This is a genomic window from Burkholderia sp. KL41 (assembly GCF_057005415.2).
Map to the genome: position 1 here is coordinate 2,357,407 of NZ_CM174446.1, position 22,616 is coordinate 2,380,022.

Below are 22,616 nucleotides of genomic sequence, written 5' to 3' on the forward strand. Positions count from 1 at the left end.
TCGAATCATTTCAGTTGATAGGCCGGATCCATCAGCAGCGCCTCGAGATACGCGCTGCCGGTCGAATCCGTGTCGATCGCCGCGACCGGCGAAAGCTGCAGCACCGCGTGCTGCAACTGAAGCTCGGTCGATAAGCCCGCGATCGCCTGCGGCCGCGCGCGATATTGCGCGAGCCAGCGTTCGAGGTCGAAACGCAGGCCGCCGCGCGCGGGCCTGGCAGGCGCCGCGCGCATGCCGGCGGCGGACGCCGCATCGCTCACCGGCATCGCGTGCGCGCGGACATTCGGCGGCGGCACCATCGCACGCGCCGGCGGGTGCATGCCGGCCGTCTCGGTCGCGCGAAAAAGTTGCTCGACGAACTGCTTGCGCGCAAGCAGCGTGGTGCTGTTGATCCACAGCGCACCGCCCGGCCAGCCCTTCACGTTCGGCGGATAGAACAGGTTCTGCCCGAGCGTGCGCACGGTGTTCGCAAGCATCTGCGGATCGCCGTACGCAACGTCGAACAGCCGTACCGAGCCGACGACGAATTCCGCCGGCGACTTGACGAGCACGCCGCGATTGCGCGGGTCCCAGAAGGCGTCGGTCGACCACAGCGCGGCGAGCGCCGCGCGAATGTCGTAGCCGCTCAAGCGAAACCGCTCGGCCACCGCATCGAGTGCGCCCGAATCGGGCGTATCCGACACGAACTCGCGCCACAGCTTGCCGGCGATGAAGCGCGCGGTGCCGGGCCGCTTCAGCAGGATGTCGAGAAAGCCGTCGCCGTCGAACGGCCCGGTTTCGCCGAGGATCGTCTTGTCGCCCGCATCGTGCCATTCCGGCCGCACCTCGAAGCGCAGCGTGTCGGGATCGACCGTCCAGCCCGTCATCGCGCGCGCGGCTTCGGTCACGTCGTATTGCGTGTAATGCCCTTCGCCGAGCGTGAACAGCTCCATCACCTCGCGTGCGAAGTTCTCGTTCGGGCGGCCCTTGCGATTGCTCGCGCCGTCGAGATACTGAAGCATCGCCGGATCCTTCGCGACCGCGTGCAGCAGCACGCCGAAATTGCCGAGCGCCTCGCGGCGAAACAGCGCGTTCTGCGCGGCCATCGTCTGCGGGTAAGGCACCTTGTCCTGCCCCGACGTGAAGTGCCCGTGCCAGAACAGCGTCATGCGCTCGGTCAGCGGCGACGGCGTGACGATCATCTCGTTGATCCAGGCCGCGCGCAGCGCATCGTAGCGGACATTGCGCTCGCGCTGCTCGTCGCGCCGCATGTCTGGGGTCAGCGCCTGGCGTTGCGCGCGCGTCGGCGGCAACTCGGCGATCCAGTCCGGCCACGTCGTGACGGGCTCGCGCCGAACACTGCCGAGCGTGTCGGCCACGACCTGTGCGCGCGTCATGCCGACGATGCGCGCGACATCGGCGGGCGCGGGAGAAAAACCGGTACGGCTCAGGAAAAACAATGCATCGTCGGCGTCGAGCGGCGACTGCATGGCGGGCGACGGCGCCGGTGCGGCAGCGTTCGCTTTCATCGTCATGGACTCCCGGTGCGCACCGGCGGTGCGGATGCCGGTACAACGGCAATCGGCAGGCGAAAGTTGACGGAAAAATTGCTACGAATCTTTTCCGCGCGATATATCGCGTTGTAATCCGCAGGGCGAAGACGGCGCGTCAGCGCTTGTACAGCTCGCGAACGGCGTCCTCGATGTGCTGGCGCAAAAGGTGGCGCTCCTCGGGCGTCATGTGCCCGTCGCGGCGGCGCTGTTCGAGATCGGGAGGCACGGCGGAACGAACCGTCATCTCGGCGGTACGATCGGACTGCGGCGCTTTGCCGCGCGGCAGCTTGCGCGACGATGCGCCCTGCTCGGGGCGCTGCGCATACGCGAAGTTCGACGCATACGGACCGGCGAGCGCGATCGTCAGCATCAGTGCAATCCGGGCAGATCGCATGACCGTCCTCGCTTCTTTGGTCGATTTGTTCCCTTCGTCACGCGGCAACCGGTTACCTCTGGTACTTGAAAAACCCTGCGGAATTCGGGTGTGCAAAGATGAATGATGGAGTGCAGGGGAGTATCTACCGAATTTCGGCTTCGAGTAAAGGAATCTATATAGCCTGCCTTTACTCGGCGCGACACTACGGGTAAATTTTGTAACCGACTGTAACGCACGAAAATACGTGGCCGTGCGTCAATTCCCATTCGCGATAAGATGCCGATCATGGAAACGAAAAACCCCTCCAAGATTCTCGTCGTCGACGACGACCCGCGCCTGCGCGATCTGCTGCGCCGCTATCTCGGCGAGCAGGGTTTCAATGTCTACGTCGCCGAAAACGCGACCGCAATGAACAAGCTCTGGGTCCGCGAGCGTTTCGACCTGCTCGTGCTCGACCTGATGCTCCCGGGCGAAGACGGCCTGTCGATCTGTCGCCGCCTGCGCGGCAGCAACGACCGCACGCCGATCATCATGCTCACCGCGAAGGGCGAGGACGTCGATCGCATCGTCGGCCTCGAGATGGGCGCCGACGATTACCTGCCGAAGCCGTTCAACCCGCGCGAGCTCGTCGCGCGCATTCATGCGGTGCTGCGCCGCCAGGCGCCGGCCGAGCTGCCGGGCGCACCGTCGGAAACCACCGAGGTGTTCGAGTTCGGCGAGTTCTCGCTGAACCTCGCGACCCGCACACTGACGAAATCCGGCCAGGAAATTCCACTGACGACCGGCGAATTCTCGGTGCTGAAGGTATTCGCGCGCCATCCGCGCCAGCCGCTGTCGCGCGAGAAGCTGATGGAGCTCGCGCGCGGCCGTGAATACGAAGTGTTCGACCGCAGCCTCGACGTGCAGATCTCGCGCCTGCGCAAGCTGATCGAACCGGATCCGGGCAGCCCGCGTTTCATCCAGACCGTCTGGGGCCTCGGCTACGTGTTCATCCCGGACGGCGCCGCCTGATCTTTTTCCTTTCCGGTTTCGCCCGCCCACGGCCCGTCCCATGCGTATCGACCGGCGCCTCCTGCAGCTCGCGTTCGGCGGGCTGTTCTGGCGCACCTTCCTGCTGATCGCGCTGCTGATCTCGGTCAGTCTCGCCGCGTGGTTCCAGAGCTTTCGTGTGATCGAGCGCGAGCCGCGCGCACAGCGCGTGGCTCTCCAGCTCGTCGCGGTCGTGAAGCTCACGCGCACCGCCCTGCTCTATTCCGATCCCGACCTGCGGCGCGCGCTGCTGCAGGATCTCGAGAGCAACGAGGGCGTGCGCGTGTACCCGCGCGAAAAGACCGACAAGTTCAAGCTGCAGCCCGACGAATCGCTGAACCGCCTGATCGAGCACGACATCCGCAGCCGCCTCGGCGACGATACCGTGATCGCACAGTCGGTCAACGACATTCCCGGCGTGTGGATCAGCTTCAAGATCGACGACGACGATTACTGGGTCGCGCTCGACCGTGACCAGCTCGACAACGTCACGGGCCTGCAGTGGGCCGGCTGGGGGTTGTTCGCGCTCGCGCTGTCGCTGTTCGGCTCCGCGTTCATCACCAGCCTCGTGAACCGGCCGTTCTCGCGGCTCGCGCTCGTCGCACGCCAGGTCGGCTCGGGGCAGGCGCCCGACCCGCTGCCCGAGCGCGGGATGGGCGTCGCGGCCGACACCAACCGCAGCTTCAACCAGATGGTGCGCGACCTCGAGCAGCTCGAGGCCGATCGCGCGCTGATGCTCGCGGGCATCTCGCACGACCTGCGCACGCCGCTCGCGCGGCTGCGGCTCGAGACCGAGATGAGCCCGTCCGACCAGGCGACCAAGGACGCGATGGTCGACGACATCGAGCAAATGGATCGCATCATCGCGGCCTTCATCGACTACGCGCGTCCGACCCAGCGCAAGCCGGAGCCGGTCGACCTGTCGTCGATCGCGCACGAAGTCGCCGCGCGCGTGTCGGGCGAGGACGGCGTCGAGATCCGCACGCGGCTCGCGCCGAACGCCGTGATCGAAGCCGACGAGACCGACATGCGCCGCGTGATCGGCAACCTCGTCGAAAACGCGCGCAAATACGGCCAGAGCCGCGACGACGGCGTGTCGCGCATCACGCTCGAGACGCGCGTGACGCACGCGCGCGTCGAGTTGTCGGTGAGCGACGAGGGCCCCGGCATCCCCGAGGACCAGCTGCCGCTCGTGATGCGGCCGTTCTATCGCGTCGACACGGCGCGCACCAAGGCGGACGGCACGGGGCTCGGGATGGCGATCGTGCTGCGCCTCGTCGGCCGCTATCGCGGTGCGCTGCGCCTGCGCAACCGCAGCCCCGACGCGGGCCTCGAAGTCACGCTCGAATTCCCCGGCGCCGGCAAGGCACGTGCGACGGCGTGACGCGCTCGCGTACGCCTGCCGCCCTTCACACTATCGATCCGGTTGAAAAAAACTATGGATGGTGTTAGTCAAAATCTATTGAAGCGCCTTATTAATAGTGCTACAGTCTCACCCATGCTGTCACACCATCGTTGCAGCACCGAGGTAGCTTGACTCAGTCTTCTTCCCAACTCATACAGGAGTATCCGCATGAAAACCGTTGGCGATAAACTCGAAGCTTTCACCGTCGTGGCCGCGAAGCCGGGCTTCAACAACCACGAAGAAAACGGCCAGTCGGCATTCGAGACCGTCACCGAAGCGTCGTTCCCGGGCAAGTGGAAGATCATCTACTTCTACCCGAAGGACTTCACGTTCGTGTGCCCGACGGAAATCGTCGAATTCGCAAAGCTCACGAAGCAGTTCGAAGAGCGCGACGCCGTCCTGCTGGGCGGCAGCTCGGACAACGAATTCGTCAAGCTCGCATGGCGCCGTGAGCACAAGGACCTCGACAAGCTGAATCACTACTCGTTCGGCGACGTCAAGGGCGAGCTGATCGACCAGCTCGGCGTGCGCGACAAGGAAGCCGGCGTGGCCCTGCGTGCAACGTTCATCGTCGATCCGGACAACACGATCCAGCACGTTTCGGTGAACAACCTGAACGTCGGCCGCAGCCCGGAAGAAGTCCTGCGGATTCTGGACGGCCTGCAAACGGACGAACTCTGCCCGTGCAACCGTGCAGTCGGCGGCGCAACGCTGTAAGCGCATCGATGCACGAAGCCCGCGGCGCACGTCCTGCCTGCGGGCTTTTTTAACGGCCAACCCATAGGAGATATCAATGGAATTCATCGATTCGATTAAGGCACGTATTCCCGACTATGCGAAGGACATTCGCCTGAACCTCGACGGCACGATCTCGCGCTCGTCGCTCGAAGGCACCGACGCGGTCGGCGTCGCGCTGGCGGCGGCGATCGCGGCGAAGAGCACGGTGCTCATCAAGACGATCCGCGAAGCCGGCGTCCTGTCGCCCGAAGAGACGAACGCCGTGCTGACGGCGGCCGCGCTGATGGGGATGAACAACACCTGGTATCCGTATGTCGAGATGGCCGACGACGCCGACCTGAAGACGCAACGTGCCGAACTGCGGATGGGCGCGTACGCGACGCACGGCGGCGTCGACAAGCGCAAGTTCGAGATGTACGCGCTCGCCGCGTCGATCGTCGGCAAGTGCCACTTCTGCGTGAAGTCGCACTATGCGCTGCTGAAGAACGAGCAAGGGATGACCGTCACGCAGCTGCGCGACGTCGGCCGGATCGCATCGGTGATCAACGCCGCCGCGCAGGTGATCGCCGCCGAAGGCGAATAAGCGGTTGCGTTCCGCGCCGGCAGCAATGCCGCGCGCGGCGCCGGTTTCAAACGAAAATGCCACGCCGAAGCGTGGCATTTTTCATTGCCGCGGCATCGCGCGGGGCGAACCGCGCGCCGCCGCCGGCGGCCGTCAGCCGCCCTGCTTCACCAGCAGCGCGGCGGCCTGCGCCTCGATCCCTTCGCCGCGGCCGAGATAGCCGAGCTTTTCGTTCGTCTTCGCCTTCACGTTCACGCGATCGAGCGGCAGCCCGAGATCGGCCGCGATGTTCGCGCGCATCCCGTCGATATGCGGTGCCAGCTTCGGCGCCTGGGCGATCACGGTGCTGTCGACGTTCTGGATCGTGAAGCCGGCCGCCTTGACGCGGGCCGCGCACTCGCGCAGCAACACGCGGCTGTCCGCGCCCTTGAACGCCGCGTCCGTGTCGGAGAAATGGCGGCCGATGTCGCCGAGCGCCGCCGCGCCGAACAGCGCGTCGGTGACCGCGTGCAGCAGCACGTCCGCGTCCGAGTGGCCGAGCAGGCCGCGTTCGTACGGAATCGTCACGCCGCCGATGATGAGGGGGCGCCCCTCGACGAGCTGGTGCACGTCGTAGCCTTGTCCGATTCTGAAATCCATGCGTGTTCCGATTGAGAGGGGGTGAAAGTCAGGAGGCGTTCGCGGGGCGCGCGAGGATCGCTTCCGCGAGCGCGAAATCTTCCGGGTACGTGACCTTGAAATTGCGCAGGCTGCCCTGCACGACGCGCGGCGTATGGCCGGCCCATTCGATCGCGCTCGCTTCGTCGGTCAGGTCGTGCCCTTCGCGCTGCGCGCGCAGGATCGCCTCGCGCAGCATGCCGATGCGGAACATCTGCGGGGTCTGCGCCTGCCACAGCGCGTCGCGCGACTCGGTGCGCGCGATCGCGTCGCCGCCGGCCGACACGCGCTTGAGCGTATCGGCAACCGGCAGCGCGACGATGCCGCCGACCGGATCGTCCTTCAGCGCCGCGACGAGCGTGCGGATCAGCTCCGGCGTGATGCCCGGGCGCGCGGCGTCGTGCACCAGCACCCAGTCCTGGTCGGTCGCGCCGAATTCGGCCAGCTCGAGCAGCCCGTTCAGCACCGACACCTGGCGCGAGCCGCCGCCGCAGCGGCGCACCGCGAAGCGCAGGCCCGCGAAGCGGCGCGCGTCGAAATGGGAATCGTCGGGCGCGAGCACGACGAGCGTCTGCGCGAATTCGCTGCACGCGTCGAACGCGGCAAGCGTGTAGTGCAGCAGCGCGCGGCCGGCCAGCGTGCGGTATTGCTTCGGCACGGCCGAACCGGAACGGCTGCCCGTGCCGGCACAGGGAATCAGGGCGAAAAGTCGGGGAGTCACGAAGGGAAACGCCGGAAAGATGAAATCGAGAAGCGGATTTTATAATAGGTCTTTCGTCTCGACCGGCGCACCGCGATGCGCCCGTGCACGCCACCCCTGTCGTCCCTATGCCAGATAACGCTTCCACCCCGTCCGCCTCGCCCATTGCCCGCGTCAAGTCCGGCCAGCGTTTCGCCTTCGACGGCGCGCATGGTTCCGCCGACGCGCTCGCCATCGCCCGTTATCTCGCCGACAACCGCCAGGACGTGCCGCTCCTCGCGGTGATCTGCGCGAACGCGGTCGACGCGCAGCGGCTTTCGCAGGAAATCCGCTACTTCTCGCCCGACGCCCGCGTGCGCCTGCTGCCGGACTGGGAAACGCTGCCGTACGACACGTTCTCGCCGCACCAGGACCTCGTATCGGAGCGTCTCGCGACGCTGCACGATCTCGGCGAGGGCCGCTGCGACATCCTGCTCGTGCCCGCGACCACCGCGCTGTACCGGATGCCGCCCGCGTCGTTCATGGCCGCGTACACGTTCGCATTCGCGCAGGGCGAGCGGCTCGACGAGGCGAAGCTGAAGGCGCAGCTCACGCTGGCCGGCTACGAGCACGTGAGCCAGGTCGTGCGGCCCGGCGAATACTGCGTACGCGGCTCGCTGATCGACCTGTACCCGATGGGCTCGCCGCTGCCGTACCGGATCGACCTGTTCGACGACCAGGTCGACTCGATCCGCGCATTCGACCCCGACACGCAGCGCAGCCTCTACCCGGTGCGCGACGTGCGCCTGCTGCCGGGCCGCGAGTTTCCGTTCGACGAAGCCGCGCGCACGGCCTTCCGCAGCCGCTGGCGCGAGACGTTCGAAGGCGACCCGAGCCGCGCGCCGATCTACAAGGACATCGGCAACGGCGTGCCGTCGGCCGGCATCGAGTATTACCTGCCGCTGTTCTTCGACGAAACCGCCACACTGTTCCACTACCTGCCGCAGGATGCGCACCTCGTGTTCGCCGGCGATCTCGAGGCGTCGATCCGCCGCTTCACGGCCGATACGAAGCAGCGTCATGCGTTCCTCGCGCACGATCGCGAGCGGCCGATCCTCGAACCGCAGCGCCTGTTCCTGTCCGACGAGGATTTCTTCGCGTTCGCGAAGCCGTTCGCACGCGTCGTGCTGCCCGCGCAGCCGGCCGGCGGCTGGGCGACGGCGCTGCCCCAGCTCTCCGTCGATCGCCATGCCGACGATCCGCTCGCGTCGCTGCGCACGTTCGTCGAATCGTCCGGCAAGCGCGTCCTGCTGACCGTCGAATCGGCCGGCCGTCGCGAGACGATCCTGCAACTGCTCGCCGAACACCATCTGCGCCCCGCGTCGAACGACCACTTCGCGGGCTGGCTCGAGAGCGACGAACGTTTCGCGCTCGGCGTCGCGCCGCTCGCGAACGGCTTCGCGGTGCCGGGCGAAGGCTACGCGGTCGTCACCGAGACCGAGCTGTACGGCGCGCTCGGCCGCCGCGCGGGCCGCCGCCGGCAGGAACAGGCCAGCAACGTCGACGCGATGGTGCGCGACCTGTCGGAACTGAAGGTCGGCGACCCGGTCGTCCACGCGCAGCACGGCATCGGCCGCTACATGGGCCTCGTGTCGATGGACCTCGGCGAAGGCGAGACCGAATTCCTGCATCTCGAATACTCGGGCGACAGCAAGCTCTACGTGCCGGTCGCGCAATTGCACGTGATCTCGCGCTACAGCGGCGCCGATCCCGACAGCGCGCCGCTGCACGCGCTCGGCTCCGGCCAGTGGGAGCGCGCGAAACGCAAGGCCGCGCAGCAGATCCGCGATACGGCCGCCGAGCTGCTGAACCTGTATGCGCGCCGCGCGGCCCGCGAAGGCCATGCGTTCTCGCTCGATCCGCGCGACTACGTGAAGTTCGCCGAAAGCTTCGGCTTCGAGGAAACGCCCGACCAGGCGGCAGCCATCGCGGCCGTGATCGGCGACATGACGAGCGGCAAGCCGATGGACCGCCTCGTGTGCGGCGACGTCGGCTTCGGCAAGACCGAGGTCGCGCTGCGCGCCGCGTTCATCGCGGTGCTGGGCGGCAAGCAGGTCGCGCTGCTGTCGCCGACCACGCTGCTCGCCGAGCAGCACACGCAGACCTTCGCCGACCGCTTCGCGGACTGGCCGGTGCGGATCGTCGAGCTGTCGCGCTTCAAGACGACGAAGGAAGTGAACGCGGCGATCGCGCAGATCAACGAAGGCAGCGTCGACATCGTGATCGGCACGCACAAGCTGCTGTCGTCGGACGTGCAGTTCAAGCGCCTCGGCCTCGTGATCATCGACGAGGAACACCGCTTCGGCGTGCGCCAGAAGGAAGCGCTGAAGGCGCTGCGCGCGGAAGTCGACGTGCTGACGCTCACCGCGACGCCGATTCCGCGCACGCTCGGGATGGCGCTCGAGGGGCTGCGCGACTTCTCGGTCATTGCGACCGCGCCGCAGAAGCGCCTCGCGATCAAGACCTTCGTGCGCCGCGAGGAAGAAAGCGTGATTCGCGAGGCGATGCTGCGCGAGCTGAAGCGCGGCGGCCAGGTGTACTTCCTGCACAACGAGGTCGAGACGATCGAGAACCGCAAGGCGATGCTCGAGGCGCTCGTGCCCGAGGCACGCATCGTGATCGCGCACGGCCAGATGCACGAACGCGAGCTCGAACGGGTGATGCGCGATTTCGTCGCGCAGCGCGCGAACGTGCTGCTGTGCACGACCATCATCGAGACCGGCATCGACGTGCCGAGCGCGAACACGATCATCATGCATCGCGCGGACAAGTTCGGCCTCGCGCAGCTCCACCAGTTGCGCGGCCGCGTCGGCCGCTCGCACCACCAGGCATACGCGTACCTGCTCGTGCACGATCCGCAGGCGCTGACCAAGCAGGCGCAGCGCCGGCTGGAAGCGATCCAGCAGATGGAGGAACTCGGTTCGGGCTTCTATCTCGCGATGCACGACCTCGAGATCCGCGGCACCGGCGAAGTGCTCGGCGACAAGCAGTCGGGCGAGATCCACGAGATCGGCTTCCAGCTCTATACGGACATGCTGAACGACGCGGTGAAGGCGCTGAAGAACGGCAAGGAGCCCGACCTCACCGCCCCGCTCGCCGCGACGACGGAAATCAACCTGCATGCGCCGGCGATCCTGCCGGCCGACTACTGCGCGGACGTGCAGGAGCGGCTGTCGCTGTACAAGCGGCTCGCGAACTGCGAGCACGGCGACGCGATCGACGGTATCCAGGAGGAACTGATCGACCGCTTCGGCAAGCTGCCGCCGCAGGCGCACGCGCTGGTCGAGACGCACCGGCTGCGGATCGCCGCGAAGCCGCTCGGCATCGTGAAGATCGATGCGAGCGAGGCCGCGATCGGGCTGCAGTTCGAGCCGAATCCGCCGATCGATCCGATGCGGATCATCGAGATGGTGCAGAAGCACCGGCACATCAAGCTGGCGGGCCAGGACAAGCTGCGGATCGAGACGCGCTCGCCCGACCTCGCGATCCGCGTGTCGACGATCAAGGAAACGCTGCGCGCGCTCGCCCCGAGGCAGGGCGCGGTGGCCGCGGCGCGCTGACGGGTCGTGACGCGGTACTGACGGCCGCGCCGATGCTGCACCGCACTGCGCGCGGCGCGGGCGGGCCGGCGCGTTTTTGAGTATGATTTTCGCATTCATCAGACGGAGTTTTGCCATGTCCACTCTCGACGCCACGGCGCCGTCCACCGACACCCAAGGCGACGCGTCGCTCGTCAGCCTGCCCTGGATCAAGCAACTGGTGTCGATGGACACGACGAGCCGCGTGCCGAACCTCGGCCTGATCGAAACGGTGCGCGACGCGCTCGCCGCGAAAGGCATCGCATCGACGATCACGCACGATCCACGCGAAGGCTGGGCGAACCTGTTCGCGACCGTGCCCGCGCACGACGGCTCGACGAACGGCGGCATCGTGCTGTCGGGGCATACCGACGTCGTGCCGGTCGACGGCCAGCAATGGGACAGCAACCCGTTCGCGCCGGAAATCCGCGACGGCCGCCTGTACGGCCGCGGCACCTGCGACATGAAGGGTTTCATCGGCGCCGCGCTCGCGCTGCTGCCCGAGATGCAGGCGACGAAGCTCGCGAAGCCGATCCATTTCGCGCTGTCCTACGACGAGGAAATCGGCTGCGCCGGCGCGCCGCTGATGATCGCCGACCTCGTCAAGCGCGGCGTGCAACCGTCGGGCTGCATCGTCGGCGAGCCGACCAGCATGCGGCCGATCATCGCGCACAAGGGCATCAACGCATACCGCTGCTGCGTGCGCGGCCATGCGGCGCATTCGTCGCTGACGCCGAAGGGGCTGAACGCGATCGAGTATGCGGCGCGCCTCATCTGCCACATCCGCGACATCGCCGACCGCTTCCGCGCCGAAGGCCCGTTCGACGCGCTGTACGACGTGCCGTTCACGACCGCGCAGACGAGCACGATCCAGGGCGGCAACGCGATCAACACGGTGCCGGCCGAGTGCCGCTTCGACTTCGAATTCCGCAACCTGCCGACGCTCGATCCCGAGCAGATCTTCACGCGCATCGAAGCGTATGCACGGGAAACGCTGCTGCCGCAGATGCTTCGCGAGCATCCGAATGCCGCGATCGAATTTTCGAAGATCGCCGCGGCGCCCGGCCTCGACGCAACCGAACAGGCCGCGATCACGCAACTCGTGCGCGCGCTGACGGCGGACCAGGACAAGCGCAAGGTCGCATACGGCACCGAGGCCGGCCTGTTCGAACGCGCGGGCATCCCGAGCGTCGTATGCGGGCCCGGCAACATCGAGCAGGCGCACAAGCCGAACGAATATGTCGAGCTCGCGCAGCTCGCCGGCTGCGAGCAGTTCCTGCGCAAGTTCATCCGCAGCATGTCGGTCGACGCGCACTGACTGCCTCCCGCCACGCCGGCCCGCGTGTGCGGGCCGGCCCACTCCGCCACCCGCCACGTCATGTCGACTGAACAACAGGGCACGGCCCATACGACGATCGACGGCGAGCCGATCCCGACGCTCGACGAAATCGCCGCGCAGCATTTCGCGCTGTCGCCCTGGGTCGCGCGCACGCCCGTGTTCGAACGCGCCGACCTGCCGTCCCTCGAGGGCACGCACGTCAACTTCAAGTTCGAGCTGCTGCAGGTGAGCGGCAGCTTCAAGGCGCGCGGCGCATTCACGAACCTGCTTGCGCTCGACGAGGCGCGCAAGAACGCGGGCGTCACCTGCGTGTCGGCCGGCAACCACGCGGCGGCCGTCGCGTATGCGGCCATGCGGCTCGGCAGCAGCGCCAAGGTCGTGATGTTCCACACGGCGAGCCCGACGCGCATCGCGCAGTGCAAGCAGTACCGCGCGGAAGTCGTGCTGGCCGGCAGCGCGTCGCAGGCGTTCGATCTGGTGCGCCGGATCGAGGCCGAGGAAGGCCGCTTCTTCATCCATCCGTTCAACGGCTATCACACGATCCTCGGCACCGCGACGCTCGGCTACGAATGGGCGACGCAGACTCCCGACCTCGACGCGGTGATCGTACCGATCGGCGGCGGCGGGCTGGCGGCCGGCATGGCGACCGCGCTGCGGCTCGCGAATCCGCGCGTGCACGTGTACGGCGTCGAGCCGGAAGGCGCCGACGCGATGAGCCGCAGCTTCGCGGCCAATCACACGATCAAGATGAGCGCGATGCAGACGATCGCCGATTCGCTGATGGCGCCGCATACCGAGGAATACAGCTACCAGCTGTGCCGGCGCCACGTCGACCGCATCGTCACCGTGTCCGACGACGCGCTGCGTGCCGCGATGCTGTTCCTGTTCTCGCAATTGAAGCTGTCGGTCGAACCGGCATGCGCGGCCGCCCTCGCCGCGCTGCTCGGCCCGCTGCGCGAAACGCTGCAGGGCAAGCGCGTCGGCGTGCTGCTGTCGGGCACGAATACCGACCCGGGTACGCTCGGCATGCATCTCGCGCACGCGAAACCGCAGCACTGATCGCGCGCCGGGCGTCAGCGAACCAACCTAGGGTTATCCCCAGATTATGTTGACAGCCCTGTTGATAACCCGCCGGACAAGCACGCAAGTGGTTGAGCGCGCAGCGTTTTGCGCGCGCGGAGGTCGATCGACACGAATTGGGCAGATGCGCCCTTCAGCCGCCTGCCCCGCGACCTGGTGGCACCGCGCGGCGCCCATGATCGGCGGCGTCGCGATCGCACTGCTCGCCGGTTGCGCGGCACCGCCCCCGCCCGCCGCCGGCACCGCACCGGCCTGCACCCAGACGGGCGAGAGCCGCATGCTGCAGGCCGACCTGCTGTTCGGGCGCGACATCGCGGGACACGGCTCCGTCACCGATGCGGAGCGCGCGGCGTTTCTCGCCGACACGGTCACGCCGCGTTTTCCCGACGGCCTGACCTACTGGGATACGCACGGCCAATGGCGCGACCGCACGACCGGCGGTATCACGCGCGAGGACAGCTTCGTGATCCGTATCATCGCCGACGATACGCCCGACACGCGCGTGCGGCTCGCCGCGATCCGCAAGGCCTATATGCAGCGGTTTCATCAGGAATCGGTCGGCCTGACGGTGGCGCCTGTCTGCGCGTCGTTCTGATTCAGCCGCTCCCGCTTGCGTCGACGCACAAAAAATCGGGCGCCCGAAGGCGCCCGTCGCATGCATGAACAGCGGTATCCCGCTTACTTGTTCTCGAACATGTCCATGATCTGCTGCTTCTCCTGCGGCGTGACGGGCGGCGGCGCCAGCCCGGCCGCACCGGCCGAACCCAGCGCGTCGTTCGCGCTGATCGCGTTCTCGGCCGGGTTGATGTCGACGTTCGCGACGAAGCCGTTGCCCGGCGTGCGATCGGCGTAGTACAGCTCGCCGTCGATCGAGGTCAGGCCGTCCGGCATCGGCATCTGCTGCTCGGGCACGCCGTTCAGCGCGGTGCGCATGTAGTTCACCCAGATCGGCAGTGCGAGCTGCGCGCCGAACTCGCGGCTGCCGAGGCTCTTCGGCTGGTCGAAGCCCATCCATGCAACCGCGACGAGCGATTGCTGGTAGCCGGCGAACCAGCCGTCCTTCGCGTCGTTCGTCGTACCGGTCTTGCCCTGCAGGTCGCTGCGGCCCAGTGCGTTGGTGCCCGCGCCCGTGCCGGCCGTCGCGACCGAATGCAGCAGGCTGTTCATCACGTACGCGTTGCGGCCTTCGATCGTGCGCGGCGCCGTGCTGCCCGCCAGCACCGGCTGCGACTTCTGCAGCGGCTGGCCGCGTGCGTCGTCGACCTCGGCGATCAGGTACGGATCGACCTTGTAGCCGCCGTTCGCGAACACCGCATAACCCGTCGCGAGCTGCAGCGGCGTCACGAGGCCCGCGCCGAGCGCCATCGGCAGGTAGGGCGGCGTCTTCGCGGGATCGAAGCCGAAGCGCTGCGTCACGTACTGCTGCGCATATTGCGTGCCGATCGACGCGAGGATCCGGATCGACACGAGGTTCTTCGAACGCTGCAGGCCGGTACGCATCGTCATCGGGCCGTCCGGCTGGTCGTCGTCCTTCGGCTCCCAGGCGGTGCCGCCCGGCACGCTCGGCGGGAAGTACAGCGGCGCGTCGTTGATCATCGTCGCCGGCCCCATGCCCTTGTCGAGCGACGCCGAGTAGATGAACGGCTTGAACGACGAGCCCGGCTGCCGCCATGCCTGCGTCACGTGGTTGAACTTGCTCTTGTTGAAGTCGAAGCCGCCGACGAGCGAGCGGATCGCGCCATCCTGCGGCGCGATCGCGACGAGCGCGCCTTCGACCTGCGGCAACTGCACGACCTGCCAGCCCGTCTTGCCGTCCTTCAGCACGCGCACGACCGAGCCCGGCTTGATGCGCAGCGCATCGTTCGCGCGCGGGCTCAATGCGGCCGACACAAAGCGCAGCCCGGCCGGCCCGATCGTCGTGGTCGCGCCGCCGACGAACTGCACCTCGACCGCGTTCGGCGACGCCGACAGCACGACCGCCGACTGCAGGTCGCCGTTGTCCGGGTGATCGGCGAGCGCGTCGTCGATCGCCTCGTCGCGGTCGTCGCCGGACGCGGGCAGCTGGATCGACGCTTCCGGCCCGCGATAGCCGTGGCGGCGCTCGTAGTCGAGAATGCCGCGACGCACGGCCTGGTACGCGGCTTCCTGGTCGGCCGAATTGATCGTCGTCGTGACGGTCAGCCCGCGCGTATAGGTTTCGTCCTTGTACTGCTGGTACATCATCTGCCGCACCATCTCGGCGACGTACTCGCCGTGCACCGCGTACTGGTTGCCCGGCGTGCGCACGTGGATCTCTTCCTTCACGGCCTCGTCGTACTGCGGCTGCGTGATGTAGCCGACCTCGAGCATGCGCTTCAGGATGTATTCCTGGCGCACCTTCGCGCGCTTCGGATTGACGACCGGGTTATAGGCGGACGGCGCCTTCGGCAGCCCCGCGAGCATCGCCGCTTCCGCGAGCGTGATGTCCTTCAGGTCCTTGCCGAAATACACGCGCGCGGCGGCCGCGAAGCCGTACGAGCGCTGGCCGAGATAGATCTGGTTCATGTACAGCTCGAGGATCTGGTCCTTCGTCAGGGCCTTCTCGATCTTGTACGCGAGCAGCATTTCGTAAATCTTGCGCGTGTAGGTCTTCTCGCTCGACAGGAAGAAGTTGCGCGCGACCTGCATCGTGATCGTGCTCGCGCCCTGGCGCGCGCCGCCGTGCATCAGGTCGGCGACGCCCGCGCGCAGGATGCCGACGAAGTCGACACCGCCGTGCTCGTAGAAGCGGTAGTCCTCGATCGCGAGCACGGCCTTCTTCATCACGTCGGGAATGTCCTGGAACCGCACGAGGCTGCGGCGCTCCTCGCCGAACTCGCCGATCAGCACGTGATCGGCCGTGAACACGCGCAGCGGCACCTTCGGCTGGTAATTGGTCAGCGCATCGAGCGACGGCAGTTGCGGCGCCATCACGACCAGCGCGTAGCCGACGATCAGCGCGCCGACGATCGCCAGCGTCGCGAACAGGCCGGCGAACCACAGCGCGACGCGCGAGCCGAACGAGCGACGGCGCCCTCCGCCGCCGCTGCTGCGCTGGGTGCGGCGGTCGTCGTCGCGATCGTCGTCATCGGGGTAATAGGCTCCGGACGGCGAACGGCGCAGCGTGTAGTGGGGTTCGTTCCTGTCGGAAGAAGAAGGCGGTCGTTTGATAATTGGCATGTCGGAATGGCGGGCGTACGTGGCACCCTCGGACGCATGCGGAAATGCAAGCGGATGAATCAGAGCGGGTACAGCGTGATGCGGCTGTCACGTCGACAGACCCCGCCGCGCGGCGATCCGTTCCCGCGACGTGACAGCGCATTTTAATGAAATCGACCGGGGGCCTTCGCGATTTTTTGTAAAAATTCCCGCAATGCCGTGATTTGAGGAACGTATTGTCGGCATCCTCTGCCTATCATGGACACGCAATATGGTGCGCACGGTCGATTTTCTTTCAACCGCGAAAGGTTCGACATCCTGATGCGCACGCCGCTTGAACTCGCGCGTTTAAGCCGTATTTAAGTGAACCGGTGGTGTAATATCCGCCGGCTCATGCGGGTCGGAACCGGCTCGCTACGGGCACTGCCGCGGTGACGCGGCGCCTTTCAATCACGGAGGATTTCATGTCGCTTTTCGACTCTGTTTCGCGCACGATCAAAGGCCTGCTGAACGATGCGGCCGATTCGGTACAGGATCCGTCGCGCGACGCACGGCAGATCGTGCGGGAGCTCGACGACAGCATCGGTCGTGCCGAGAATTCGCTGATCGAGATCGAGGCACAGGTCGCGACCCAGCGCAGCAAGCGCGATGCGGCCGACGACAAGGTGAAGAAGTACGAGGACGGCGCGAAACGCGCGCTGCAGGCCGGCGACGAGGCACTCGCACGCGAGGCGCTCGGTGCGCAGTCGAACGCGGAAGCCGAGCGTGACGCGCTCGCGGCCGAACTGTCGACGCTCGAGCCGTCGGTCGACAAGCTGAAGGGGCAGATCGCCGACATGCGTCAGCGCCGCAACGACCTGAATGCACGCTCGAACATCCTGCAGGCCAAGCAGGAAATCGCGCAGGCGAAGGACGTCGCGGCAAGCGCGCTGGGCGGCATCGGCGGCAAGAACCTGTCCGAAGACTTCCAGAAGCTCGAGGACAAGGTCGCGCTGCAGAACGCCCGCTCGGACGCGCGCCTCAATTCCGCCGACACGTCGAGCGGCAAGGCACTCGACGACAAGCTCGCCGCGCTGAACAAGGGCCCGTCGGTCGAGGATCGCCTCGCCGCGCTGAAGAAGCAGCTCGACACGCCCGCGCAGTAACGGCAACTGCGGGCAACCGCGCCGCCGCCCGTCCCGGGCGCGCGGTGCGAACCGATCGTCAGGAGACGGGCGCCTGCGCCCGGTTCGACCATGAAGAAATCTCTCGCCGCACTCGGCCTCTCGCTGATGTTGCTGTCGTCCGCCGCGTTTGCGGTCCCGTCGCTGCAGCAGGTCGAGCAGTCGATCGCGCAACGCAACTGGCAGCAGGCCGACACGCAGCTGTCGCAAGTCATCGACGCCCATCCGAACAACGCGCACGCGCGCTACCTGTATGCACAGGTGCTGGACCGCGAGGGCCGCGCGTCCGATGCGCTCGCGCAGCTGCAGCGCGCGAAGTCGCTCGATCCGCAACTGAAGTTCACCGATGCGTCGCGCTTTGCCCAGACGGAGTCGCGCATTCGCGCCGACGCCGCGCGCGTGAGCGGCAACGCGCCGTCGGCGACGCAGGCCGGTACGCTGCAATCGTCGCTCGCGCCCGCTGCCGCGCCGGCCGAAAAACACGGCCCGTCGACCGGCATGTGGATCGGCCTCGGGCTGATCGTCGCGGTGATCGCGCTGGTGCTGCGCTGGACGCTGCGGCGCGCGCGCACGGCCGACAACAGCCGCGCCGACGACGAGCGCCGCACGCAGCTCAAGCGCGCCACCGACGTGCTGAACGACATCCGCCCGCTGAAGCTCGACGCGAAGCTGTCGACGGCGCCGGGGGCCGCGGCGCTCACGGGCGAACTTGAAGCGATCGAGACCGACGCGCGCACGCTCGTCGAAACGCTGTCCAACGGCAAGAATCCGGTACCGCCCTATCGCGTCGATGAACTCGAACAGCGCCATGCGAGCGTGAAGGCACGCGTCGAAGGGCGCCCCGACCCGGCCGCGCAACCTGCTGCACCGGTGAACGGCAGCGGCTCCGTGTATGCGCAGGAAGCCGATCGCATGACGGGCGCACAGGGCCAGCCGTATCCGCCGCCACCCTACCCGCAACAGCAACCGCCCGTCGTGATCCAGCAAGGCGGCGGCGGTTTCGGCGGCGGCATGGGCGGGCTGCTGACGGGCGTATTGCTCGGCGAGGCGATGTCGGGCGGCCGCGAGCGCGTGGTCGAACGCGACGTGATCGTCGACGGCGAACGCCACCGGCAGGAGAACGACCCGGGCTTCGACCTGGGACGCGGCGATGCGTCGAACTGGAGCGACGGCAACGGCGGCGGCGGCATGGACCTCGGCAGCAACGACGACGGCTGGACCGACGACAACACCTGACGCCGCGCAGCGCGTCGACACACCCGCGACGCGCTGCAACGCACGCCACGCTCCCTTTCATCGCCGGCCGCGCCGACGCGCGGATTTGTCAATCATTTCAAGATGGACTACCGGCAATGGGGAGCGTTCGCTATCATGCGGCCATCGGCGTGCCACCGACCCTCATTCGACGCTCCGCATCCCCGCGCGTCGCGGCACGCCTCCCCTCGCCCCCAACAGGAGAAAGCCGCTCATGAGCATCATCAAGGAATTCAAGGAGTTCGCCGTCAAGGGCAACGTCATGGATCTCGCCGTCGGCGTGATCATCGGCGGCGCGTTCTCGAAGATCGTCGACTCGGTCGTGAAAGACCTCATCATGCCGGTGATCGGCGTGCTGACGGGCGGTCTGGATTTCTCGAACAAGTTCGTTCTGCTCGGCACCATCCCCCCGACGTTCAAGGGTAATCCCGATTCGTTCAAGGACCTGCAGGCCGCGGGTGTCGCCGCGTTCGGCTACGGCTCGTTCATCACCGTGGCGATCAATTTCGTCATCCTCGCGTTCATCATTTTCCTGATGGTGAAATTCATCAACAAGCTGCGCAAGCCGGAAGAAGCCGCACCGGCCGCGACGCCGGAAGACACGGTGCTGCTGCGCGAGATCCGCGATTCGCTGAAGCAGCGCTGATCGCCGAGCACTCCGCCTGCCAGGCCCGCCCCGTGCGGGCCTTTTTATTGCGCGCGCGATGCACCGCCGCATGCGGCCTATCTCACTTTTTTGTGACGGGCGAATGCACGCGCGGGAAAAGCAGGTCTATGATGGAGACTAAACGACAGTACGGGCGCCAAGACGCTGACTGTGTCGATCATGGCGAGCAGGTCGACGGGAGACATTGATCGTCGTACTGCACGAAGGCAGCATTTTCGTGTGCTATAAAGGATCGACATGCGGCGTACATAGCCGGGAGTGGGTCGCATGAAAATGCCGCATTTCTTGCAATTGTTTTTGAGGCGAGTGTTTATGTCCTTCCCGAAAAAACGTCGGCGTGCCCAGCAGGATGGCCAGGAGTCATTCCTCGCGGTATTGCGCCACTCGAAACCGTTTGCCCAGCTCGACACCAAGATTGCCCGCGCCCGTGCGCAGGACGAACCCGTCCTGTACGCCCACGTGCTGCCCGGTCTCGACGTGCTCCTGTGCAGCGTGCGCGGCGCCCAGCCGCCCTATCCCGCCATCGCCGAGCTGCGCAAGCGCTGCATCGAATCGATCGCCAACGCACTCGAGCAGCCGCTCGACGGCCTCGAGAACGGTGGTTACTGGTACGAAGCGAACGGCTTCGGTTTCCTCGTGTTCGCCAGCCGTGCGCGTGCGCGCATCCTGCCCGAGTTTGGTGCAGGCACGAAAGCGAGCCTGCGCGGCGGGCTCGGCCGCCAGAACGCCGGCGACACGACACCCCGCTCCCTCGGCTGATCCGCCTGCCATTCGATGGGCCGCCTCCGGGCGGCCCATCTGCCATTCACGCGCCCCGCTTGCCCGTCACGACGCCTGCCGACGCCCGTTGCCGGGCCGCACGATGTCGATGAACGCGGCGAAATCGGCGCCGGCGAGCCCTTGCGCGGCGCCCAGCCGCAGCACCTGCTGCACGGTGGCCGACACCGGCATCACCGCACCCGTGTCGCGGGCCGCGTCGGCGATCGCATCGACGTCCTTCTGGAACGTGCCGAGCGCGCCGATCGGTGCATGACCGCCCGACGTCATGCGCGGCACGAACGTCTGCAGCAGCACCGAATCGGCCCAGCCGCCGGCCAGCGCTTCGGCCAGGCGGGCGGCATCGATGCCGCTCGCCTGCGCGAGGCCGACGGCCTCGGCAATCGCGGTCACCGTCGCGGTGACGATCGCCTGGTTGCACAGCTTCGCCGTCTGCCCCGCGCCCGCGTCGCCCATGTGCGTGATGCGCGACGCATACGTGTCGATCAGCGGCCGCACCGTGTCGAGATCGGCCGCGCGGCCGCCGGCCATCACCGCGAGCGTGCCGGCCTGCGCGCCGGGCACGCCGCCCGATACGGGCGCATCGATCCAGCCGACGCCGAGTGCGGCCGCGCGCGCCGCGTAATCGCGCGTCGCGGCGGGCGGGATGCTCGAATGATCGACGATGCGTTGCAGGCGACGCGCGGCGGCGTCGCCGGCCAGCAGCCCGTGCTCGCCGAACACGACGTCGCCCACCGCGCGGCCGTCGAGCACGCACACGAATACCGTATCGACGCGCTCCGCCAGTTCACGCGGCGTGCCGGCCACTTGCGCGCCATCCTTCACGAGCGCCTCGGCCTTGTCGCGCGAGCGATTCCACACGCTGACCCGATGCCCGGCCGCCAGCAAATGCCGAATCATCGGCGCGCCCATCAATCCCGGTCCGCAAAATCCGACTTCCACGATGTTCCTCGTCTCCGATATGGGTTGCACTTGCCGCCCATCATACCTATCACTCAAGAAGCCGGGCATGCGCGGCGCCGCTTCGGGAACGCGACCTGCACCGGCGATATATGCCGATATCCCAGGGAGCGCATCATGAGCGACCACGTGTACAAGATGATCGAACTGACCGGTTCGTCACAGCAATCGAGCGACGACGCCATCCGCAACGCGATCTCGAAAGCCGGCAAGACACTGCACAACCTGCACTGGTTCCAGGTGACCGAAACGCGCGGCCACATCGAAGGCGACCAGGTGGTTCACTGGCAGGTGACGCTGAAGGTCGGCATGCGCATCGACGACTGACGCGCCCGTCGCATCCCACGCCGCGCCGCGATCCGGAGTCGCACGACACGTGCCTCCGCACGGCGCGGCGCGTCCGCTTGCAGCCCCGTTCAGGCCCCTTGTCGAGGCCCGGCCGGCGGGTGCCTGCGGGTATCCATCTCTTGACGCTGACTTTCGTTCATATTAAAAACGATATACCCACAGTACCCCTCGATCAGCCCAGACATATAACCCGGAGAAATCATGAGTCAGCAACGCGAGGCGATCGACACGTACCTCTTGCGCGTCTTGCATACCTTGTTGATGGAGCGCAGCGTCACGCGCGCGGCCGTCAAACTGAACCAGTCGCAACCGGCGATCAGCGCCGCGCTGCGGCGCCTGCGCGACATCACCGGCGATCCGCTGCTGGTGCGCGGCAAATCCGGCATGGTGCCGACCGAATACGGGCTGCGCCTGCTCGAGCCCGTGCAGAACGCGCTGCGTGAAATCGAGCGAATCAAGTTCCAGCAGCACAACTTCGACCCGGCCACGTCGATCCGCTGCTACCGGATCGGCTGCCCCGACTACCTGAACGTGCTGTTCGTGCCGACCGTCGTCGAGCGCTTCCGCCTGGCCGCGCCGAACGCGACGCTCGAGTTCCATTCGCTCGGCCCCGCATTCGACTACGAGCTCGCGCTGGAGGACGGCAAGCTCGACATCGTCGTCGGCAACTGGCCCGAACCGCCCGAGCAGCTGCACCTGTCGAACCTGTTCGTCGACGAAATCGTCTGCCTGATGAGCAACACGCACCCGTTCGCGAAGCGTGGCGGGCTCACGCTCGACCAGTACCTGAACGCGCCGCATCTCGCGCCGACGCCGTACTCGGTCGGCCAGCGCGGCGCGATCGACGTGCATCTCGCGCGCGAACGCCTGAAGCGCCACGTGGTCGTCACGCTGCCGTACTTCAACCTCGCGCCGTACGTGCTCGTGAAGTCCGACCTGATCTTCACGACGACGCGCCTGTTCGCCGATCACTACGCGAAGTTCCTGCCGCTGTCGGTCGTGCCGGCACCGCTCGACTTCCCGCCGATGCAGTACTACCAGCTGTGGCACGAGCGCTGCCACTACTCCGACGAAGTGCGCTGGCTGCGCAGCCTCGTCGCCGAAGCCACCCGCACGCTGATCGAAGCGTAAGCGCGCACGACGCGCGCGCCGGCCACGCCGCTGCGGAGTGGCCCGGCGTGGCCCGAAGTGGCCTCGTGCGGCCGCGCGTGACGGATCCCGCCTCGGCCGCCACG

General features: G+C 67.0%; 20 protein-coding genes. 14 read left to right on the forward strand and 6 right to left on the reverse strand.

The window, feature by feature from the left end:
* Positions 1-5: 5 nt before the first annotated feature.
* Positions 6-1,508 carry a DUF1800 domain-containing protein gene (locus PQB87_RS11055; RefSeq protein WP_233344673.1) on the reverse strand — a complete coding sequence of 501 codons (1,503 nt, stop codon included), beginning with the start codon at positions 1,506-1,508 and terminating at the stop codon, positions 6-8.
* Between the two features lie 139 nt (positions 1,509-1,647).
* On the reverse strand, positions 1,648-1,926 hold the full coding sequence (locus PQB87_RS11060; RefSeq protein WP_011352385.1) for a hypothetical protein: 279 nt from the start codon (positions 1,924-1,926) through the stop codon (positions 1,648-1,650).
* A 258-nt stretch (positions 1,927-2,184) separates the two neighbouring features.
* Between PQB87_RS11060 and ompR the strand changes: the two genes are divergently transcribed.
* The 4 genes from ompR (at position 2,185) to PQB87_RS11080 (ending at position 5,663) form a co-directional block, all read left to right on the forward strand.
* Positions 2,185-2,919, forward strand: coding sequence for an osmolarity response regulator transcription factor OmpR (gene ompR, locus PQB87_RS11065; RefSeq protein ID WP_006478565.1), 735 nt, complete (start codon positions 2,185-2,187; stop codon positions 2,917-2,919).
* Positions 2,920-2,959: 40 nt separating this feature from the next.
* The gene (locus tag PQB87_RS11070) at positions 2,960-4,321 is read left to right on the forward strand and encodes an ATP-binding protein (RefSeq protein ID WP_027787146.1); all 1,362 of its coding nucleotides are present in this window, start codon (positions 2,960-2,962) and stop codon (positions 4,319-4,321) included.
* A gap of 189 nt (positions 4,322-4,510) precedes the next feature.
* Positions 4,511-5,059, forward strand: a complete 549-nt coding sequence (locus tag PQB87_RS11075; RefSeq protein WP_006478563.1) for a peroxiredoxin — start codon at positions 4,511-4,513, stop codon at positions 5,057-5,059.
* 76 nt (positions 5,060-5,135) lie between these two features.
* Positions 5,136-5,663: a carboxymuconolactone decarboxylase family protein gene (locus PQB87_RS11080; protein ID WP_011352388.1), complete on the forward strand. Its 528-nt coding sequence runs from the start codon at positions 5,136-5,138 to the stop codon at positions 5,661-5,663.
* Positions 5,664-5,795: 132 nt separating this feature from the next.
* Here PQB87_RS11080 and ispF read toward each other — a convergent pair whose 3' ends face one another.
* Together ispF and ispD are read right to left on the reverse strand one after the other, a co-directional pair.
* Positions 5,796-6,281 carry a 2-C-methyl-D-erythritol 2,4-cyclodiphosphate synthase gene (gene ispF / locus PQB87_RS11085; protein WP_060068091.1) on the reverse strand — a complete coding sequence of 162 codons (486 nt, stop codon included), beginning with the start codon at positions 6,279-6,281 and terminating at the stop codon, positions 5,796-5,798.
* 28 nt (positions 6,282-6,309) lie between these two features.
* Positions 6,310-7,020 (reverse strand): 2-C-methyl-D-erythritol 4-phosphate cytidylyltransferase, encoded by a 711-nt coding sequence (gene ispD / locus PQB87_RS11090; protein ID WP_489241803.1) that lies wholly within the window; start codon positions 7,018-7,020, stop codon positions 6,310-6,312.
* A 107-nt stretch (positions 7,021-7,127) separates the two neighbouring features.
* Between ispD and mfd the strand changes: the two genes are divergently transcribed.
* The 4 genes from mfd to PQB87_RS11110 all read left to right on the forward strand — a co-directional run bounded on the left by mfd (position 7,128) and on the right by PQB87_RS11110 (position 13,630).
* Positions 7,128-10,598 (forward strand): transcription-repair coupling factor, encoded by a 3,471-nt coding sequence (gene mfd, locus PQB87_RS11095; RefSeq protein ID WP_027787144.1) that lies wholly within the window; start codon positions 7,128-7,130, stop codon positions 10,596-10,598.
* 115 nt (positions 10,599-10,713) lie between these two features.
* Positions 10,714-11,934, forward strand: coding sequence for an acetylornithine deacetylase (gene argE / locus PQB87_RS11100; protein ID WP_021160382.1), 1,221 nt, complete (start codon positions 10,714-10,716; stop codon positions 11,932-11,934).
* Between the two features lie 60 nt (positions 11,935-11,994).
* Entirely contained in the window at positions 11,995-13,014 is a 1,020-nt protein-coding gene (locus PQB87_RS11105) for a threonine/serine dehydratase family protein (RefSeq protein WP_021160381.1), read from the forward strand.
* A 145-nt stretch (positions 13,015-13,159) separates the two neighbouring features.
* Positions 13,160-13,630, forward strand: a complete 471-nt coding sequence (locus PQB87_RS11110) for a DUF3574 domain-containing protein (RefSeq protein ID WP_489241806.1) — start codon at positions 13,160-13,162, stop codon at positions 13,628-13,630.
* An 83-nt stretch (positions 13,631-13,713) separates the two neighbouring features.
* Here PQB87_RS11110 and PQB87_RS11115 read toward each other — a convergent pair whose 3' ends face one another.
* Positions 13,714-16,233, reverse strand: a complete 2,520-nt coding sequence (locus PQB87_RS11115; protein ID WP_489241808.1) for a penicillin-binding protein 1A — start codon at positions 16,231-16,233, stop codon at positions 13,714-13,716.
* A 443-nt stretch (positions 16,234-16,676) separates the two neighbouring features.
* Between PQB87_RS11115 and PQB87_RS11120 the strand changes: the two genes are divergently transcribed.
* From PQB87_RS11120 to PQB87_RS11135, 4 genes are all read left to right on the forward strand, one after another.
* Positions 16,677-17,357: a PspA/IM30 family protein gene (locus PQB87_RS11120; RefSeq protein WP_021160377.1), complete on the forward strand. Its 681-nt coding sequence runs from the start codon at positions 16,677-16,679 to the stop codon at positions 17,355-17,357.
* A gap of 90 nt (positions 17,358-17,447) precedes the next feature.
* Entirely contained in the window at positions 17,448-18,611 is a 1,164-nt protein-coding gene (locus tag PQB87_RS11125) for a tetratricopeptide repeat protein (RefSeq protein ID WP_233344675.1), read from the forward strand.
* 232 nt (positions 18,612-18,843) lie between these two features.
* Positions 18,844-19,275, forward strand: coding sequence for a large conductance mechanosensitive channel protein MscL (gene mscL / locus PQB87_RS11130; protein ID WP_006487991.1), 432 nt, complete (start codon positions 18,844-18,846; stop codon positions 19,273-19,275).
* A gap of 333 nt (positions 19,276-19,608) precedes the next feature.
* Positions 19,609-20,055 (forward strand): hypothetical protein, encoded by a 447-nt coding sequence (locus PQB87_RS11135; RefSeq protein ID WP_027784713.1) that lies wholly within the window; start codon positions 19,609-19,611, stop codon positions 20,053-20,055.
* 66 nt (positions 20,056-20,121) lie between these two features.
* On the opposite strand, the gene PQB87_RS11140 is transcribed toward PQB87_RS11135, so the two are convergent.
* Positions 20,122-21,015 carry an NAD(P)-dependent oxidoreductase gene (locus PQB87_RS11140; RefSeq protein WP_048020970.1) on the reverse strand — a complete coding sequence of 298 codons (894 nt, stop codon included), beginning with the start codon at positions 21,013-21,015 and terminating at the stop codon, positions 20,122-20,124.
* A gap of 135 nt (positions 21,016-21,150) precedes the next feature.
* On the opposite strand from PQB87_RS11140, the gene PQB87_RS11145 reads away from it, so the two are divergent.
* Complete coding sequence (locus PQB87_RS11145; protein ID WP_021160372.1) at positions 21,151-21,360, forward strand: dodecin; 210 nt, start codon at positions 21,151-21,153, stop codon at positions 21,358-21,360.
* Between the two features lie 222 nt (positions 21,361-21,582).
* Positions 21,583-22,512 (forward strand): LysR substrate-binding domain-containing protein, encoded by a 930-nt coding sequence (locus PQB87_RS11150; protein WP_006478550.1) that lies wholly within the window; start codon positions 21,583-21,585, stop codon positions 22,510-22,512.
* The last annotated feature ends 104 nt before the right edge of the window (positions 22,513-22,616 follow it).